Below are 17347 nucleotides of genomic sequence, written 5' to 3' on the forward strand. Positions count from 1 at the left end.
AAATTACTACAATATATTGATATAGTACAACTATAAGATATTCTTTCGCTAAAATTTATAAATTAAAGTTAATTTCTGAACTGGAATTTGAACCATATTAATTAACAACTAAATACAGAATTTAATCTCATCAAAACTCTGCGTACCTTGGCGTTGACTCCGCGTGAATCTGCGTTTAAAAATTAATTATCCCCTTCTCTACTCACAGAGAAAGGGATAAATTCCCTATAAAAACCAACCGTAAGAATGTAACCCTTTACCTAAAAGATTCACACCCAAATAGCAAACCCAAACAACAATCAAGCCACTAGCAGCTAAAATTGCCGGACGACGACCTTGCCAACCGCGAGTAATTCTGGCGTGGAGGTAGGCGGCGAAAACTAACCAAGTGATTAATGCCCAAGTTTCTTTAGGGTCCCAACTCCAATAAGAACCCCATGCTTCATTAGCCCAAACAGCACCGGCAATAATCCCAATTGTCAGTAAGGGAAATCCCAAACCAATAATGCGATAGCTAATATTATCTAGAGTCTCAGCTAAACTCAGCCGTTGGGGTGAAAGGGATTCAGCATCTGTGACGGTTTCCGACTGCGGCGCAGTTACTAAATCTAAAACTGCGGTTTTACCGTTACCATTGCTATTGCTTTCATAGCGTACAAAACCATTATTTTCAGCCGCAGCTACTTGAGGTTCAGTAACTAATTCACCTGCTTTGTGTAACTTATAGCCATTGCTGCGATAGCCACCAGTACCAACAGAACTGCCTTGTAGTTGGATATTTTGACCGCGAGTGACAATGAGAAAAGCGATCGCTAGCAATGAACCCACCATCAAAGCCGCATAACTTAACATCATTACACTAACGTGCATCATCAGCCAATTAGACTTGAGTGCCGGTACTAAAGGTTCTGCCACTTGCATTTGCGATGGTAGTGTTAGGGTGGCAAAAGCTGTAATCCCCATCGCCACAGGGGCTGTTACCACTCCCACTAAGCGACTGCGACTAGAATTTTCGGCAATCAGATGAACGGCGGTAATACCCCAAGTCAAGAAAAACAGCGATTCATACAAATTACTCAGAGGAAAATAGCCCGCTTCTATCCATCTTGCCCCTAATAAGGTCGCTATACACAAATTTGCGATCGCCATTCCAGCTGTCCCCATAGCAGCAAAGGCCGGCAGATTCGGAAAAGCCGCCCCTACCCAATACACCAGCATGGTGAGGAATAAGACAGCAAAGGAAGCATTATCCAGCCAGTTCTGGAGTACAACCAGATTCATAAAATGTTCTCCCCAGTCGATTCTTTAAAAATATTCATTCTGACTTTTCTGATCCTAGCTGCTTAGAGGTTATTGGGTCATAGGTTTTTTAAAAGTGGGCATGGGGCATGGGGCATTGGGCATTGGGCATTTCTTATTGATCTCCCTTGTCCTCCTTGTCCTCCTTGTCCCTCTTGTCCCCCTGCTTCCTAGCCCCTAAGAGTGATCGCTTTTCTTCAGCGCCAGAAAAATATCATAGCGGGTACTGCGATTGTCGCTGACAGCAGTTGTCACACCAATAGAACGGGTTGCTGCTAACCAATTTTGCTGATTGGGAAATAACGTTGGTAGGGGAAAATTTTTCGCTGTCTGTTCAACATCCAAGAAAAATTGACCATTTGTGGGATTGGGTTCTGAAGGTACTGTTTGTTGAAAAGGGATGGTGCTGGCTAGGGTATTGCTGGGTCTGGGAACGATTTTATCGGCAATCGGCGCACCTAATAGTAAAAAAGCAACATCTCCATCTAACCAGCCGTGGGTAGCGATTAAGTTGTCATTCAGTCCCACCCAGTTGACAACGGATTTACCAGCTACTTTTCCTGGTTGAATTTGAAACTGGTATTGAGTTTTCATCACATCATCGAGCTGTTTTAGGGATGTTTCCGCTAAAGTGCGATCGCTTGCCTGTACCATAAACAGCAGCCCAGCCCGAAATTTTGCGATAGAAGGATCTTTTGGGATATTGGGAATGACTGATAAAGAAAACTCGCCTTTCATCCACCGCAGTAAATCTCGATCTAAATCCAAATTTGTCCAGGATTTCACACCACCTCGCAGCTGTTCTGGGGTGATTGGCGAGAGGGGATTTCCTTGGGATGTTAAAACATAGTCTCCCCACAACCGTTGTAAATTCCCGCCCGAAAGCATCATCAAGGTTTCGGCGGGAACTAGGCTTGGCATTCTCCCGGCTTTATTCTCCACCGCCAGCACCCTTTGACTATTTGGGTTGAGCCAAGAAACACCTTTTAAACGTATTCCTTGTGGTTCTAAGTTAATTGTGCCTGCTAAACCTTGGTTATTTTGAAGTTGAGCTAAAACTTGGGCAGGTAATTGGCGATTGGGTGCAGCTGCCGCTATCCTCGCAGCTGTGGGCACATTGACATAAAACTGAGCAAATGGTTGGTAATTAGCAATTTTAGGAAAATTTTCGCCAAATCCCCCGCTTGTTGCTAAAGAGGTTTTATTTTTATAAGCATCAATCGCTCGTTCTGTCGCTTTGGGATTATCAGTAATTACTAAGAACTGCCCATCTAATAATGTTGCGGAGATGTTTTCCCCTGTTTGTCCATCGGTTTGTTTGATCGCGAATCCTTGATAGGTGCGATCAATCCATTTGCTTTGTTTTAAGGTTTTAGGTTCTGCTAATAGGCTTTGAGCTTTTTGGGGGTTTTTTATGGGCAGAACCATAACCATCGACTGCTGGCTACTAACAGCCTCTGCGTTAGTCGAAACTGGTTTGGGTGCGGGTTGACTAGCTTGGGGTGCGAGAATTGCTAGGGTGACTTCGTTACCCACCCAAGGTTGAATATCTTTTTGGAAGTCATAACCATTATTAGTGAGAAAGCGATCGCGCAACTTGACTAAATTCTTATCCAGTTCTGCTTGAGTTTCTTTTGTCCCATACTGCCGCAATTGCTGCCATTGTTTAGGATCTGTGGTTAAAGAAACCGCCAACAGGGCATCTTGAGGAATAATCGTCGCACCTACGGGCAAATCTCTGGAAAATGGTTGGCCTTGAGTTAATAGCCAGTATGCTGCACTCCCCAAACCTATCAATAATCCAGCAGCAGAGAGTGTCAGCACCAAAGACGGTTTCTTTGTTTTCTTCATCGGAACAGACACAATAGGCAGTGCCATTGAAACCTATACCTCATACTTACGAACTTATGACTTGATTGGTCAAGTAAACCAAAAGGTTTCCCATCTTCTAGGGCAGCTATAAGATTAATTTATCCACCCTGGATAGTGATGCTCCTTTGAGCATCAACTTTCCCAACAACACAAAGCCTTGTTTTTGTGGTTAATCACCTTTGGTAACACACTTTAGTTTATTTCGCAGGACAAAGTGGAAATTTTCCCAAAGTAAATCCCTTATCCCAAGCGATCTGAGGATATAACTAACTTGACAAAGCTGCAAGTCAGTTGCTTTTACTGTGACATGAGTGCGCGCTAAAAAACCGATGAAATCTGGCTTAAGAGCAACAACAGGGAGACTTTTTACTTAAACACGCAACAAGTCCCACACCGCCGCAACAGGCGCGGATGTAGGACGGACAGTCAGTTACAGTCGCGACATCAATTTTTGGACGGCGGAAGATTTATCCCGATGCTGTTACCAGTTAACCATCAACCGTCAACCATCAACACAAACTGAACTATAAATTAGTCAGCAACCGTGCCTTTCTCAGAATAAATGTCAATAAAGTTTCTTGTTGGGAAATTATTTCCGCCTTGACTTCCATTCCTGGTTGAATGGGATAGGAGCGATCGCCTTTTTGTAAATTCAGTTTCTCTGGTTCAATAGTCACCTCATAATAAGGCGCAGTTGCAGTCATAGGATTATTTTGAGGTTCTTCAATCACATCGGCGCTAATACTCCTCACAGCACCGTGCAATATCCCATAATCTGGGTAAGGGTAAGCAGAAATTCGCATTTGCACTTTACCTTCTTGGCAATCAGTAACTTTTGGCGATTTACAAACCTTTACTTTACTAATATCCTCCACGCTGACATTAGCTTTGACTACCAAAGGAGCCTCAGAAGGCGCAACTTGAGCGATCGCTTCTCCTGGGCGCACTAATTGCTGCGGATTTCGCAATTCTAACTTCAAAATAGTCCCTGTTTCTGGAGAACGAATCATCGTTAATTGCAGTTGTTTTTCTATTTGTCCTAAGTCTTTTTTAGCGCTGTTAATTATACTTTGCAGTTCGAGTTTCCGCTGGTTCAAACTGTTTTCTTCTTGCTTCAATCGTGCCAAACTTCCTGCACCTGTGGCACGTTCTTGAGCGATTTTTTCCTGTGCCATTGCGAGAATAGCATCACTAGGATTGGTTGCTGCTGCTGCTGGTTTGTATTTGCTAGTAGCTGCGGCTAAAGCTTGTTGTTGCCTTTCGATCACTTGTTTTTGAGCTTCTAAAGTCGCTTTTTGTGACAATAGAGATTGTTGCTGCTGTTCTAGTGCTAGTTGCACCTCTTCCAATTGATTTTTAGAAATTGAACCAGAGGTCGCAATACTGAGATAGCGATCGCGCTTCAATTTAGCCGCTTTCAATGCTGCTTCTGTCGCTTTCACATTCGCTTGCATTGATTTAAAATCAAATTCGGCTTTTTGTAATTCATCCTGAGCAATTTTAATATTTGCCTGGACTTCTTCTAGTTGTCCGCTAGTCGAGACAGTGGTTTGCTGATATTCTCTTTGGGTGCGTTGCAAATCTGCTGTCGCCGATGCGATCGCCCTCTGATTCCGGTCTGTTTCTGCGGCTATTTGTCTATCCACAGCCCTAATTTGCGCATCCAGTTGCATCAGTTGCATTTCATTCTGCTGGATATTCCCTAGAAGTTGACTTTTTTTAATTTGTAGTTGGCTATCATCAATGGTGGCAATAATATCTTGTGTCTTCACCATCTGATTCTCTTTGACAAGAATACTTTTAACCGTTCCTTCTTGTGCTGCTTGTACTAAACGTATTTCTCCAGAAGGACGCACATTTGCAGGTGCTTTCACAACTACTTTATATTGAATAACCGCAGATAAAATAACCCCTGTGACAACAGTTGCAATTAAAAACAGCCCTCCTACTTCTACCCACCGAGTTGTATTCGGTAAAATTTCCTCTGTCTGAATTACATCCAGAAAAGTAGGAGTATTTTCTTGGATAACTATTCCTGACATCGGCAATTCAGAACTTTTTTGAATATTGACAATTTGTGAATCGGATATTGGCTGTTGAGGAATAATTTTACTAATTAACCCAGGTGCTAACTGAGTATAGCCTTTTTCCACCAAGCGAATTGAATCTCTCAGTTCTCCTGGAGATGCATCTTTTAGTATATAACCACATGCTCCCGCATTTAAGGCTGCCTGAATATATTGATGCTTGTCATAACCACTCAATACTAAAACTTTCGTCTTCGGAAATCTTTCACTAATAATCTTTGTCGCTTTAATACCATCCATCTCTGGCATTTCCATATCTATAATCGCGACATCTGGATGTAAATTAGCGACTTGGAGAATAGCGGTTTTTCCATTATCTGCTACTCCCACTACTTCTAAATCTGTTTCTTTGAGAATCAATGACTTTAAGTAATCTCTAATATATTCTTGGTCATCTACCAGCAAAACTCTAATCATATATTTTGATATTAAAAAACTATTGTTTTGCTCAAGATATAGCCGAAAAATCCGCCTATATCAAAAAACTGAGGACTTGTAAAGCAGACTCATCATTAAACTAAAATTGACTTCTGTACAACAGTGTTAGCCTTTTCAACCTGACTTTTAAAATTTTTATCTTTGTGTGTTTTGCGTTGAAAATTTCTGATATAAGGAATTCTTAGCTGGTGACTTTTCGTTTTACCTCTGTGGTTTACCAGTAATTTATTTAAACATAGAGCCAAAAAATTTAAAAAAAATTTAAACAAAGTTTTCCCACACACTTAAATTATAGTACAAACGCACATATGCATAAAAATGTGTGTTTTTGGAGAAAGGATTTATATTATTGACTGTTTTTAAATCGTAATTTTCCTACTGTAAAAAAATATATCATCATCGGTAAATTTTTTGTCTTTATCAGCAAATTTTTCAATTTTATTCAGTGTAACTTGATATTAAACACTTGTATTAATGTATAAAAAATTACTTTTATTTTTTGACTATGCACTAGTAAAAATATCAATTTTAAAACCCCCAACAATGCTTTAATTATCAAGTTTTATCTCTCTAAATATTTATTTTTTATTACCGATCATCACTGAATAAATAATGATTAAATTATTACTTAACAGGATTTTATTTAAAAAACTTAAAAAAGACTGTACTTTTTTTTTAAGATGCTGTAATTTGATAGCCATGAGCTTAAGACCTAACCAGAATTACCAAAAAAATAGCCATTTTGGCTTGATTTTTTTGTAACTCATGTTATGTAGAGCATTTTTGTTTTTTTGCAGATGAATTTCCTAACATCTGTAATTACTAAAAATGTAGAAAAGCTCATAAATATCAAAATTAACATTCCAAAATAAGGAAGTTTATCATGATGATCAACTCTGAAAATCAATTGCTTTCTATTGATGAAAGCTGCTTATCTGATTTGTCTGATGAAAATCAATCAACAATTTCCGGTGGTACTTTAGGTTTACTGGTTGCGCTTTTGAGTTGGTGTGCGCCAAAAAAATATGTAGCGCCCTGTCCACCTCCAAAACCTGTATGCCCACCTCCACCACCTGTATGTGAGCCTCCAAAACCAACATCTTGCTATTAATCAAAGCAAGGAGATAGCAAACATCAATTATCTAACCTTGTGGTGCGGGCATCTTGCCTCCTTCTTACCTTTGACAGGCAACAACACCATCCCACAAGAAATAACTTTGGATGTTTTGTTATTTAGCAGTCCCAATCGTTGCTTGGGTGTAATTAAAAATGGTTAGCATCAGCTTTAATGTAGAAATGCGGCTAATAGGGATAGCCGCACTCTATATCGCCTTAGTCATTTAATGGCTTATGCATACCATAGCATTAGCTGGTTGTAAAAGCTATATTTTTAGCTAATATTTACAGCCAGCTCATGCCTTGATTACTTTAATTACTTTAGGTTTTGGATTCTGAAATATTAAAAATAAAAATTTATTAATCACAATTCATTAAAATCCACTTTCAAAAAACGAGCCTACGGTTAGAGAAGACAGTTTACTGCATTCATTGAGGCAGTGAAAAAACCTGTCTGTTGAATGCTTCTGTCTTCCTGCTCTCTGTATCAACCACACTCAAGTTAAAAGCCTGACATGAAAAATTCGCAGATCAAATATAACAGCTATATAATCATTTAATTTTTAGTATCAATCGCCACATAAAAAATAATTTTCATCTATGAAGAAATACCCAGTTGTGATACAGCACAGTGAAGAAGACTGTGGGGCGGCTTGTGTTGCTTCTATTCTCAAATTTTATGGGCGTAATTTATCTATTAACCGTATCCGCGAGTCCATAGGTAGCGGTCAACTGGGAACTACTTTGTTAGGTTTAAGACGTGGAACAGAAGCTTTAGGTCTTTATACTCGAACTGGTAAAGCATCAGATAATTTTCTCAAAAAACTGTCAAAAATGCCACTACCTGCGATTATCCATTGGCAAGGATATCATTGGGTAGTTTTGTATGGTCAGCGTGGTAAACAATATATTATTGGCGACCCCGCAATAGGTATTCGTTATCTGTCTCAGCAGGAACTCATTGAAGGTTGGCAAAATGGAGTCGTGTTATTACTCCAACCAGATGCAAATCGTTTTTTTGCAGAACCCGATGACAAACTTAATAATTTTGAAAAGGTTATTCAGGGTATCTTGCCATACCGAGGTCTGATTCTAGAAGCCTTGGTGATTTCCCAATTAATTGGCTTATTGTCTTTAGCCTCTCCTTTCCTGATACAAATTCTCACTGATGATGTTTTAGTGCGGGGTGATGCTGATTTGCTAATCTCTCTAGTATTAGCAGTAATTGTCATGCACTTTGTCAACGCCAGCTTAGAGTTAGTGCAAAATATGCTGATTGCTAATTTTGCCCAACGCTTTCAGTTAAAGCTGATGTTAGAATTTGGACAAAAAATCTTAAATTTACCTTTGAAATACTATGAAGCTCGTCGTAGTGGAGAAGTAGCCAGCAGACTCAGAGATATTGAGAAAATTAATAGTTTTATTGCCCAAGGCGTAATTGGTTTTCCAACCAGATTGTTTATGGCAATAGTTTGCTTATGTTTGATGTTTTATTACAGTTGGAAATTATCCTTATTTTCTCTATTAATTGCGGCTTTAATGAGCATCAGTACAATAGCATTTCTACCTATTGTCCAGCAAAAAATCCGGAAATATATGGTTTTGGATGCCGAAAATCAAGGTGTGTTAGTAGAAATTTTTAAAGGTGCATTAACCCTGAAAACTACTACCGCTGCGGCACAGTTTTGGGAAGAATTACAAAGCCGTTTTAGCCGCTTGACTAAATTATCTTTAACAACAATCCAAATTCAAATCATTAATCAAAAATTTTCTGGGCTAGTTAATAATATTGGTAGTACAATTTTATTATTACTCGGTAGTCAACTTGTTATTAGTAAAGAATTAACCATAGGTCAATTACTGGCATTTGCTAGCTTGACTGCTAATGTCACTGGGTTATTTAGTTTTATTATCGGTATTGTGGATGAATTTGCCGAGGTACAAACTGCTAATACCCGTATCCAAGAAGTTATTAACAGTACCCCTGAATCTTCTCCAGAGACACAGAAACCTTGGGCAAATATTCCTGATAATACAGATATTATTTGTAGCAAATTAAATTTTTATTATGCTGGTAGGGTAGACTTATTAGAAGATTTTTCAGTCACCATTCCTGGTGGTCAAGTTATTGCCTTAATTGGCAAATCAGGTTGTGGCAAAAGTACCTTAGCAAAATTAATTGCCGGGTTACATACAGTTCAATCTGGCAATATCCGCTATGGCGTTTATAATCAGCAAGATTTATCTTTAGAATCTTTACGAAAACAAGTAGTTCTCGTCCCGCAAGATGCTCATTTTTGGAGTCGCTCAATTATTGAAAACTTCCGCTTAGGTTCTCCAAATGTCAGTTTTGAAGAAATTGTCAACGCCTGTCAGATTACCCTTGCTGACGAATTTATTAGTAAGTTACCAGACACATATCAAACAGTGTTAGGAGAATTTGGCGCTAATATTTCCGGTGGACAAAGACAAAGACTAGCACTAGCACGCGCCATAGTCCATAATCCACCTATACTAATTTTAGATGAATCTACAGCCGGACTTGACCCCAGCAGCGAATCAGAAGTTTTAGATAAACTTTTATTTTACAGAATCGGCAAAACTACAATTATCATCAGCCACCGTCCTAGGGTGATTGAGCGTGCTGACTGGATTGTTTTTTTGGAAAAGGGAAAATTAAAAATGGAAGGAAAGGTAGATGAGTTACGTTCCTTACCAGGCGACCATTTAGATTTTCTCACTCCGTGATTATACTGACTTTGGTTGAAGCTGGTTTTACATATCTCAGAAAAACCTGATAAGTGTAATTGTAGTTTATTAGCGATCGCTAGAACTTAGCTGGGTAGGGCCTAAGTATTTAGTTAAATAAGGCGAAAAAACTTCGTATATTAATGTCAAAGGCTGTCCATGATGCCAAAACAAATAATGGCGACCCCAAAAAGGTCCACTCACCTCAAAACCAGACTCTAAAGCAGGCGAGGAGCCATAGTAAATCCCCTGTACATCCCGATACAACTCCGTCCGCAGACGCGCTAAACTAGCCCAAATCGGTAATGAACGGTTTTGCAAATACTCATCTACATGGCTAGCTTCCCACCAAGAAGTAGCATATGCCAATCGCTGACCAGAAGCAGTCCGCAGCCAAACCTGTCGCCTCAGTCTCGGGCCTGGGACAACTTGAATTAAATCGGGAGCAGCATCAGAATCCATCCCAATTAATGACATATCAATTACATCCACTTCCGTTGGCTCACCTGTGAGCAATTCTAAATGGCGCGTTGGTGAGCCATCACCCAAAAGTAGTAATTGCCAAGCAGGTGCAAGCTGTGTGTGAGGCAAACTTTGCTTAATTACATCCTCCCCACCTTGCCAAATCGGAGTCAGACGATGCCATGCTGCTGGCAATGTTAAGTTGTTTGTCGGTCTAAAAATAGCAGTCAATGTTCTTTACAAAAGTTCATCTATTTCTATAATAGGCTTGTCAATCGTCAATAGTCCATAGTCCATAGTCAAGAGTCCACAGTCCATAGTCCACAGTCAAAACCACTGACCACTGACCAATGACCAATGACCAATGACAAATGACATCCCATAGCAAAAGTCAATAGCCTCCGGTTTTTGACCCTTGACTATTGACCTTAAACTTTGAACTATTCACTGAAAAAATGCGGATGGCGAGACTCGAACTCGCAAGGCAAAGCCACACGCACCTCAAGCGTGCGCGTATACCAATTCCGCCACATCCGCACAGGTTTTATCACTGAATTTAGAATATAGCATAAATTTTCTGCCAGTGGATACTAGACTGACAGAAATATAGTCACAACACGAGAGATATTAAAGGGGTATAGCCAACGTGGGTGCAGGATACGCTTGCAAAAACCTAGTTTGGGTGAATGTAAGAGACTAACAGTAGCAATATTGTTAATCTAGTTAAACCCCGTAGGCACTCTCAGCCAAATCCTACCCTTTGGGAAACTGCCCTGAGGGTTGATACACCCTTCTTGGGAAGAGGTTGGGGAATCTCCTGTCATAATTTGAAATAAGGCGGAAAGCATTGTTGCAAGTTGAATGGGAGAGAATGTCAATCTACTGGTACAGATATCGAAGCTAAAAAATGAAGTTTGACAAAATATTAATTGCCAATCGGGGAGAAATCGCCCTTCGTATTCTCCGCGCCTGTGAAGAAATGGGAATTGCAACAGTAGCCGTTCACTCCACTGTTGACCGTAATGCTCTACACGTCCAACTTGCCGATGAAGCCGTTTGTATTGGCGAACCAGCCAGCAGTAAAAGTTATTTGAATATTCCCAATATTATTGCTGCCGCCTTAACGCGTAATGCCAGCGCCATTCATCCTGGATATGGCTTCTTAGCAGAAAATGCCCGGTTTGCCGAAATTTGTGCCGACCATCATATTGCTTTTATTGGCCCAACCCCCGAAGCTATACGCTTAATGGGCGATAAATCCACCGCCAAAGAAACCATGCAAAAGGCGGGAGTCCCTACAGTACCTGGTAGTGACGGTTTGGTAGAGTCTGAGCAAGAAGGATTAGCACTAGCCAAAGATATTGGCTATCCAGTTATGATCAAAGCCACAGCCGGTGGCGGTGGTCGGGGTATGCGTCTAGTAACTTGTGAAAGCGACTTCGTCAAACTCTTTCTAGCAGCGCAAGGAGAAGCAGGTGCAGCCTTTGGTAATTCCGGCGTTTATATAGAAAAATTTATTGAGCGTCCACGCCATATTGAATTTCAAATTTTGGCAGATAATTATGGCAACGTGATCCATTTAGGTGAACGTGATTGCTCAATTCAGCGACGTAATCAAAAGCTTTTAGAAGAAGCTCCCAGCCCTGCCCTCGACTCAGACCTGCGAGAGAAAATGGGACAAGCTGCGGTGAAAGCTGCCCAATTTATTAACTACACTGGGGCAGGCACTATCGAATTTCTTTTGGATAAATCCGGTAAATTCTACTTTATGGAAATGAATACCCGGATTCAAGTTGAGCATCCCGTAACAGAGATGATTACAGGAGTAGACTTGGTAGCGGAACAAATCCGCATTGCCCAAGGAGAAAGACTCAAGTTGACTCAAGACCAAGTAGTTTTACGAGGTCATGCCATTGAATGCCGGATTAATGCCGAAGACCCCGATCACGATTTTCGCCCTTCGCCGGGACGTATCAGTGGTTATCTCCCACCAGGGGGCCCTGGTGTCCGCATTGATTCCCACGTCTACACCGATTACCAAATACCTCCCTATTATGATTCCCTAATTGGTAAGTTAATTGTTTGGGGAGCGGATCGTCCCACTGCAATTAACCGCATGAAACGGGCGTTACGGGAATGTGCCATCACCGGACTACCTACAACTATTGGCTTCCATCAAAAAATTATGGAAACCCCACAGTTTTTGCAGGGTAATGTTTACACTAATTTCGTGCAGGAGTTGAAAAGCTAAGGGGCTAGGGGCTAGGGCGTGTTTTCAAACTCATTTCTTGAATAAGGGGAGGAGGGGGAGAGGGGGAGACGCGGTGACGCGGAGAGCTTTTTGAACAAATTTTCACCGCGTCGCCGCGTCCCATTGTCCCGTTGTCAGCCTTATGTAGTTGCATTCGATACTTTGAAGACACGCCCTAGGGGCTAGGGGGACAAGGGAGATAAATAAGAAATGCCCAATGCCCAATGCCCAATGCCCAATGCCCCTTTCCCTAACTCACCCGTGACAACATGGTCAGTAATCCTTGCTGACCAAGGAGAATTTCTCGTAACAAACTGAAAATCCCGACCCAAATAATCGGGGTAATATCTACTCCACCGATGGGTGGGACTAGCTTTCGCAACAGCGCTAAAAAGGGTTCGGTCGGCCAAGCTATGAGATTAATGGGGAACCGATTTAGATCCACTTGCGGATACCAAGTGAGAATGATGCGAAAAATAAACAAAAATATCATCAATCCCAATACAGGATTGAGAATCCAAGTAGTCAGGTTAACACCAGTCATTGGTTTGAAGTACCATCTGTAAACGCAGAAAAAACCTAGGCAGAGCCAAAAATTTTAAGCTTTGTAAAGCACTCTCTATAATTTTAACCAAATGCTGTCATTTCCTCTCATGGATGGAAAAGCAAATACGCTCGCTTCAGTTCACATAAAGATTAGTGAAGGCAGTGGTCATTTTTTGGTTGATGATTTGAGGCTTCTCAAGGAAGTGATACACCATTAGAATTAATATGAAGTATGTAACAAAAGGTTGAGAACTGTCACTAACCCCGGTCTAAAGACATGGGGCTTGGAAGCGGAAGCCTCACCAACTTCTTAATCTGAGACTAAAACAGTGTCTAGCCTGTCCGAAGTGAGGAAAACTGACTGTCTGGACGTGGTAGCCCAAAAGACGTTAAGAATGCTCCCTAGTTTTTAACCTCTCTGGCAGTCAGTGGCGAAGGGATATATACATGGGTTTTGCAAAGTTCCTGGCTTATCGCATAAAAACTCTGCTTTTAACGACGGCAATTAAAATTGCCCTTGTCTGTTTTTCTCTTTTGGATTTCTAATCCTTAGTTTCCAACTTCCCGGAGGATTTTTAGATGACACCTGCTTTAGCAAATTTTCTTTGGAGTCTATTTTGGGGTTCTTTGATTGTCGTGATTCCTGCGACAGTTGGGTTGATTTTCATTAGCCAAAAAGATAAAATCCAGCGTTCATAATCTTTGCGGGAGTCAGTCTGACTCTGATAACCGCTTGTCTGTTGGCTATACTACCTAATTGCAGCCAGAGCAGCAATTCCTCTTTTGAGAGGACAGGGTATACTTAGCTGACAGACAAAAAATTTTTTAGCTTGCGGTGGACAGCTTCAAAGCTTCTTTACCTGATGCTTTGAAGCTTCAATATATTGAGCCTAATTAGAGTAGTGATTTTAATTGTGACTCGCTAACATAGATTTGATATTGGGAAAAGATCAATGATAAATTTTGGGCTGAACTCAGCCAGTATTCTGGCTCAGGTAAATTTTGGGACAAACTCAGCCAGTATTTTAGGAATTTTCCTGGCTGTGGCTGGGGCAGCACTGTATTTTTTGCGGACTGTGCGTCCCGAACTGTCACGAGATCAAGATATCTTTTTTGCAGCGGTAGGCTTACTTTGTGGCTTTATTTTAATTTTCCAAGGTTGGCGACTAGACCCTATTTTGCAATTTGGTCAGCTACTTTTAGTCGGCACAACTGTATTTTTTGCGGTTGAAAGTATTCGCTTGCGTAGTATTGCGACTCAGCAAGCCAAGCGTAACACTCCAATTGTGGATGAAGACCGTCCAGTAAGTAACAAATATTCTTATAATAAGCGGCGATCGCCATACCAGGCTGAAGTGGATGACGATTACGAACCTTTGCCTTATGAAGAAGAGGAAGAACGCCCGGTGCGTCCAAGGATTCGGGCTAGCAGGGACGATCGCTCATCTCGTGATGATTATTATGAGGATCAACCACCCCGGCGTTCAGAACGTCGTAATAGTAATGACAGGCAAGAATCCGGGGACAAAAGTCGCAACCGCACTTCTGGGCGTTCTGGAAATCGTTCCTCTGAGAAGTTCCCAGAAGAAGATTGGGGTTCTGCTGCGAAAGAAGTTGATGATTGGGACAGTTCGGGAGGACAAGTCAGAAAATCTTCTCGCCGTGGTAATAATGCACCTTCACGACCAGAAACTCGTGATGAAGATGTCACCCCCAGACCGAGAAGACGCCGTCCACCCACTGACTCGACTCCTCGCAGAGAACGTGAGGATGATGAGGCGATACCAACTGATTACGTAGAATACAAACCGATTGAAAGACTAGATGATAATTCTGATGATTCCAGCAATTTTGATGATAGATGACGTTTAAAACAGTCAAGGGCAATGGAAAACGGTTGAGGTGAAAAAATTTACATCAGTATTTTGGCTCCAAAGACCAATTCATTGGAGCCTAGTTTTTAGCTTGACGAGTGTGCTTGTATCTTGTAGTTCCAGCGATATTCCTATTGGGCCTACGTCCCTCAATAGTCGTTATACAGAAGAGCAACCGACTTTGAGTGGAAATGGGCGCTTTTTAGCGTTTGTTTCTAATCGTAATGGTAGTCACCAAATTTTGGTGTACGATTTAGAGCGGCAAAGTTTTATGGGCACCCCTGGCTTAAACCGACCCCAGACAATTGCCGAAAGTCCCAGCTTGAGCTACACAGGACGTTACATTGTTTATCTAACTAGCGACCAAGGTAGACCAGTGGTAGCACTTTACGATCGCGCTATCCAACAGTCACAAATTATCACCCCAATTTATCGGGGCTGGGTGCGAAAACCAGCTATCAGCCCAGACGGACGTTATGTTGTTTTTGAAACCGCTAGTCGCGGTCAGTGGGACATTGAAGTCTTAGACCGGGGGCCAAATATTGAGTTGGATCTTCCCAATGGTGCAACCGTCGCTCCACCACCCACAGCACCATAAATAAAAATAAGAAGTAAAAATCAGAAGAAATTGTGAGTTATTAGTTACTAGAATATTTACGATTTACTAATGACTAATGACTAACATATGAAAAAATCTATATTTATATCTGTAATTGCCTGCTCAAGTTTATTGACTGGCTGTTTTGGCTATCCCCGCCTGTTGAGTTATCCTTTCGATCCCGGAGGTCGCAGCCTCAACAGTTTAGCGTCGGAATTAAATCCCCAAATTGCTGGTAGATATATTGTTTTTACTAGTGATAGACGGGGCAGCCAAGATGTTTACTTATTTGATCGCATAACTGCCAATTTGGTTGATTTGCCAGGTTTAAATTCCTTAGATACGATCGCTTCTCATCCCAGTGTTTCTGAAGATGGTCGTTATGTAGTTTTCGCCGCCAGCCGTCAAGGGCGATCGGCTATTTTCCTCTACGACAAGGAAACACGCCAATCGCGGAATTTAACTGCTAATCTGCAAGCAGAAGTCCGCAATCCCACGATTAGCGCTGATGGTACTAGGATTGCTTTTGAATCTACTAATAATGGGCAGTGGGATATTTTAGTTTATGACCGTTTTGGACGACCATTAAATATACCTCAAGATCCTAGGTAAAGAAGTCAAGGGGCATTGGGCATTGGGCATTGGGCATTGGGCATTGGGAATTGGGCATTGGGAAGAGATGGGGAAGAAAACTCCCCACACTCCCTCATCTCCCTCATCTTAAGAGTCCTTAGCCCCTAAAGCCTGCACAGCTTCAATGAGCGATCGCACTTGTTGCGTACCTTCGGAAGATTCAAAGGAAAGTGGGAATTTACCTTTAGAGATCATTCTCAAACCTAGGGGAGCCAAACTGAGTAATCCTCGCAAATCGCGGAAATAATTTCCCACGACGTGTAAACCAAATTTACGTTCATCAACCCAACCTCCTTCTTTCACCAAATCGACCAATACTTTTCGGTGACGAATTGAGCGACCATCGCTGGCTTGTTTTAGCTTGAGAATTTCTTGTTTAATTTTGGTGATTTGCTCTAGTGGTGCTACCTCCATCGGACAAACAGAATCACAGTATAAACAACGGGTACAACCCCAAACTCCTTTAGTTCCTTCGTTATAGTTTTCTATACGTTTTTCAGTTTCTTGGTCGCGGGAGTCTGCTACCATCCGGTAAGCTTTGGCGAGAGCATGGGGCCCGACAAAATCTGGATTCACTTCCCGGGCATTGCATTCTGAGTAGCAAGCACCACACATAATACAATTACCAGTTTGATCGAGAAGCGATCGCTCTTGGGGGGTTTGCAAAAATTCTCTTTCGGGAATTTGTCGCGAAGCTGTACTCACATAAGGAGTCACCGCCTCTAAATTATTCCAGAAACTGCTCATATCCACGACCAAATCCTTAATGACGGGCATATTCCCCAGAGGTGCGATCGTGATTTCGGGAATAGTATTTTCCTCACCGGATGGCGATCGGGTCTTTTGTAATCTGGCAATTTCACTGCCAACATTTTCCTTACAAGCTAAAGCCGATCGCCCATTAATTCTCATAGCGCAGCTGCCACAAATTGTATTGCGACAATTTTTGCGATACGCTAAACTGCCATCTTGCTCCCATTTAATGCGATTGAGACAATCCAAGATTGTATTGCCTGGTTCTACCTCCAAAAGGTAAGTTTGAAAAACAGGAGAAGAATTTTGTTGCTGTCGAATAACCTGAAAACGAACTTCCATTATTACCAACCCAAATTTTGAAATTTTTCTACCCATCTTTTGAAATCTCAACTCCAGACAGGTTACTCCTAAAAATGAGCTATACTCTTTTTGCCCTTTATTCCAGCTAGCTGTTAATAGGCTGATGATTAAAGACCTATTGATTCTAGTACAGCACTCTAGAAATAGAGTAATACCCAAAAATCCCTCAAAAGACTAAAATATAAGATTTTTGTCGTCTCCCTCTAGCTGGCTTATCCCAAAGTATGATGAATTTTGTAGACAACCCTGGGGTAGCTTCCCTGAGGATATTTTAATTTCCGCACAAAGGTACTAGGACGACGGGCAT

13 protein-coding genes and 1 tRNA gene are annotated in these 17347 nt (G+C 41.4%); 7 read left to right on the top strand and 7 right to left on the bottom strand.

Features of this window, described 5'->3' with window-relative positions:
• Positions 1-225: 225 nt before the first annotated feature.
• The 3 genes from ccsB to AACU32_RS36335 form a co-directional block, all read right to left on the bottom strand.
• Complete coding sequence (ccsB, locus tag AACU32_RS36325; protein ID WP_096607101.1) at positions 226-1281, bottom strand: c-type cytochrome biogenesis protein CcsB; 1056 nt, start codon at positions 1279-1281, stop codon at positions 226-228.
• A 195-nt stretch (positions 1282-1476) separates the two neighbouring features.
• Positions 1477-3177, bottom strand: a complete 1701-nt coding sequence (locus AACU32_RS36330) for a DUF3352 domain-containing protein (RefSeq protein ID WP_096607102.1) — start codon at positions 3175-3177, stop codon at positions 1477-1479.
• A gap of 518 nt (positions 3178-3695) precedes the next feature.
• The gene (locus AACU32_RS36335; protein WP_096607103.1) at positions 3696-5675 is read right to left on the bottom strand and encodes a response regulator; all 1980 of its coding nucleotides are present in this window, start codon (positions 5673-5675) and stop codon (positions 3696-3698) included.
• Between the two features lie 904 nt (positions 5676-6579).
• On the opposite strand from AACU32_RS36335, the gene AACU32_RS36340 reads away from it, so the two are divergent.
• Together AACU32_RS36340 and AACU32_RS36345 are read left to right on the top strand one after the other, a co-directional pair.
• A complete protein-coding gene (locus tag AACU32_RS36340) occupies positions 6580-6807 on the top strand; it encodes a hypothetical protein (protein ID WP_096607104.1) in 228 nt (75 codons plus the stop codon).
• A 605-nt stretch (positions 6808-7412) separates the two neighbouring features.
• A complete protein-coding gene (locus AACU32_RS36345; RefSeq protein WP_096607105.1) occupies positions 7413-9560 on the top strand; it encodes a peptidase domain-containing ABC transporter in 2148 nt (715 codons plus the stop codon).
• 69 nt (positions 9561-9629) lie between these two features.
• Here AACU32_RS36345 and AACU32_RS36350 read toward each other — a convergent pair whose 3' ends face one another.
• Both AACU32_RS36350 and AACU32_RS36355 read right to left on the bottom strand, forming a co-directional pair.
• A complete protein-coding gene (locus AACU32_RS36350; protein ID WP_096607106.1) occupies positions 9630-10253 on the bottom strand; it encodes a chorismate lyase in 624 nt (207 codons plus the stop codon).
• Between the two features lie 225 nt (positions 10254-10478).
• A tRNA-Leu gene (locus AACU32_RS36355) sits at positions 10479-10559 on the bottom strand.
• A 370-nt stretch (positions 10560-10929) separates the two neighbouring features.
• On the opposite strand from AACU32_RS36355, the gene accC reads away from it, so the two are divergent.
• Positions 10930-12273 (top strand): acetyl-CoA carboxylase biotin carboxylase subunit, encoded by a 1344-nt coding sequence (gene accC, locus AACU32_RS36360; RefSeq protein WP_096607107.1) that lies wholly within the window; start codon positions 10930-10932, stop codon positions 12271-12273.
• A gap of 250 nt (positions 12274-12523) precedes the next feature.
• Here the strand turns inward: accC and AACU32_RS36365 are convergent, their stop codons facing one another.
• Positions 12524-12817, bottom strand: a complete 294-nt coding sequence (locus tag AACU32_RS36365) for a YggT family protein (RefSeq protein ID WP_096607108.1) — start codon at positions 12815-12817, stop codon at positions 12524-12526.
• A 581-nt stretch (positions 12818-13398) separates the two neighbouring features.
• On the opposite strand from AACU32_RS36365, the gene psbX reads away from it, so the two are divergent.
• From psbX to AACU32_RS36385, 4 genes are all read left to right on the top strand, one after another.
• A complete protein-coding gene (gene psbX, locus AACU32_RS36370; RefSeq protein WP_096607109.1) occupies positions 13399-13518 on the top strand; it encodes a photosystem II reaction center X protein in 120 nt (39 codons plus the stop codon).
• 254 nt (positions 13519-13772) lie between these two features.
• The gene (locus AACU32_RS36375; RefSeq protein WP_096607110.1) at positions 13773-14684 is read left to right on the top strand and encodes a Ycf66 family protein; all 912 of its coding nucleotides are present in this window, start codon (positions 13773-13775) and stop codon (positions 14682-14684) included.
• Between the two features lie 37 nt (positions 14685-14721).
• On the top strand, positions 14722-15291 hold the full coding sequence (locus AACU32_RS36380; protein ID WP_096607111.1) for a TolB family protein: 570 nt from the start codon (positions 14722-14724) through the stop codon (positions 15289-15291).
• 87 nt (positions 15292-15378) lie between these two features.
• Positions 15379-15903 (top strand): TolB family protein, encoded by a 525-nt coding sequence (locus AACU32_RS36385; protein WP_096607112.1) that lies wholly within the window; start codon positions 15379-15381, stop codon positions 15901-15903.
• Between the two features lie 108 nt (positions 15904-16011).
• Here the strand turns inward: AACU32_RS36385 and AACU32_RS36390 are convergent, their stop codons facing one another.
• On the bottom strand, positions 16012-17019 hold the full coding sequence (locus AACU32_RS36390) for a succinate dehydrogenase/fumarate reductase iron-sulfur subunit (RefSeq protein ID WP_096608334.1): 1008 nt from the start codon (positions 17017-17019) through the stop codon (positions 16012-16014).
• Positions 17020-17347: the final 328 nt, after the last annotated feature.

Origin of the sequence: Calothrix sp. NIES-2100 (genome assembly GCF_963875285.1) — a bacterium.
GTDB lineage: Bacteria > Cyanobacteriota > Cyanobacteriia > Cyanobacteriales > Nostocaceae > Aulosira.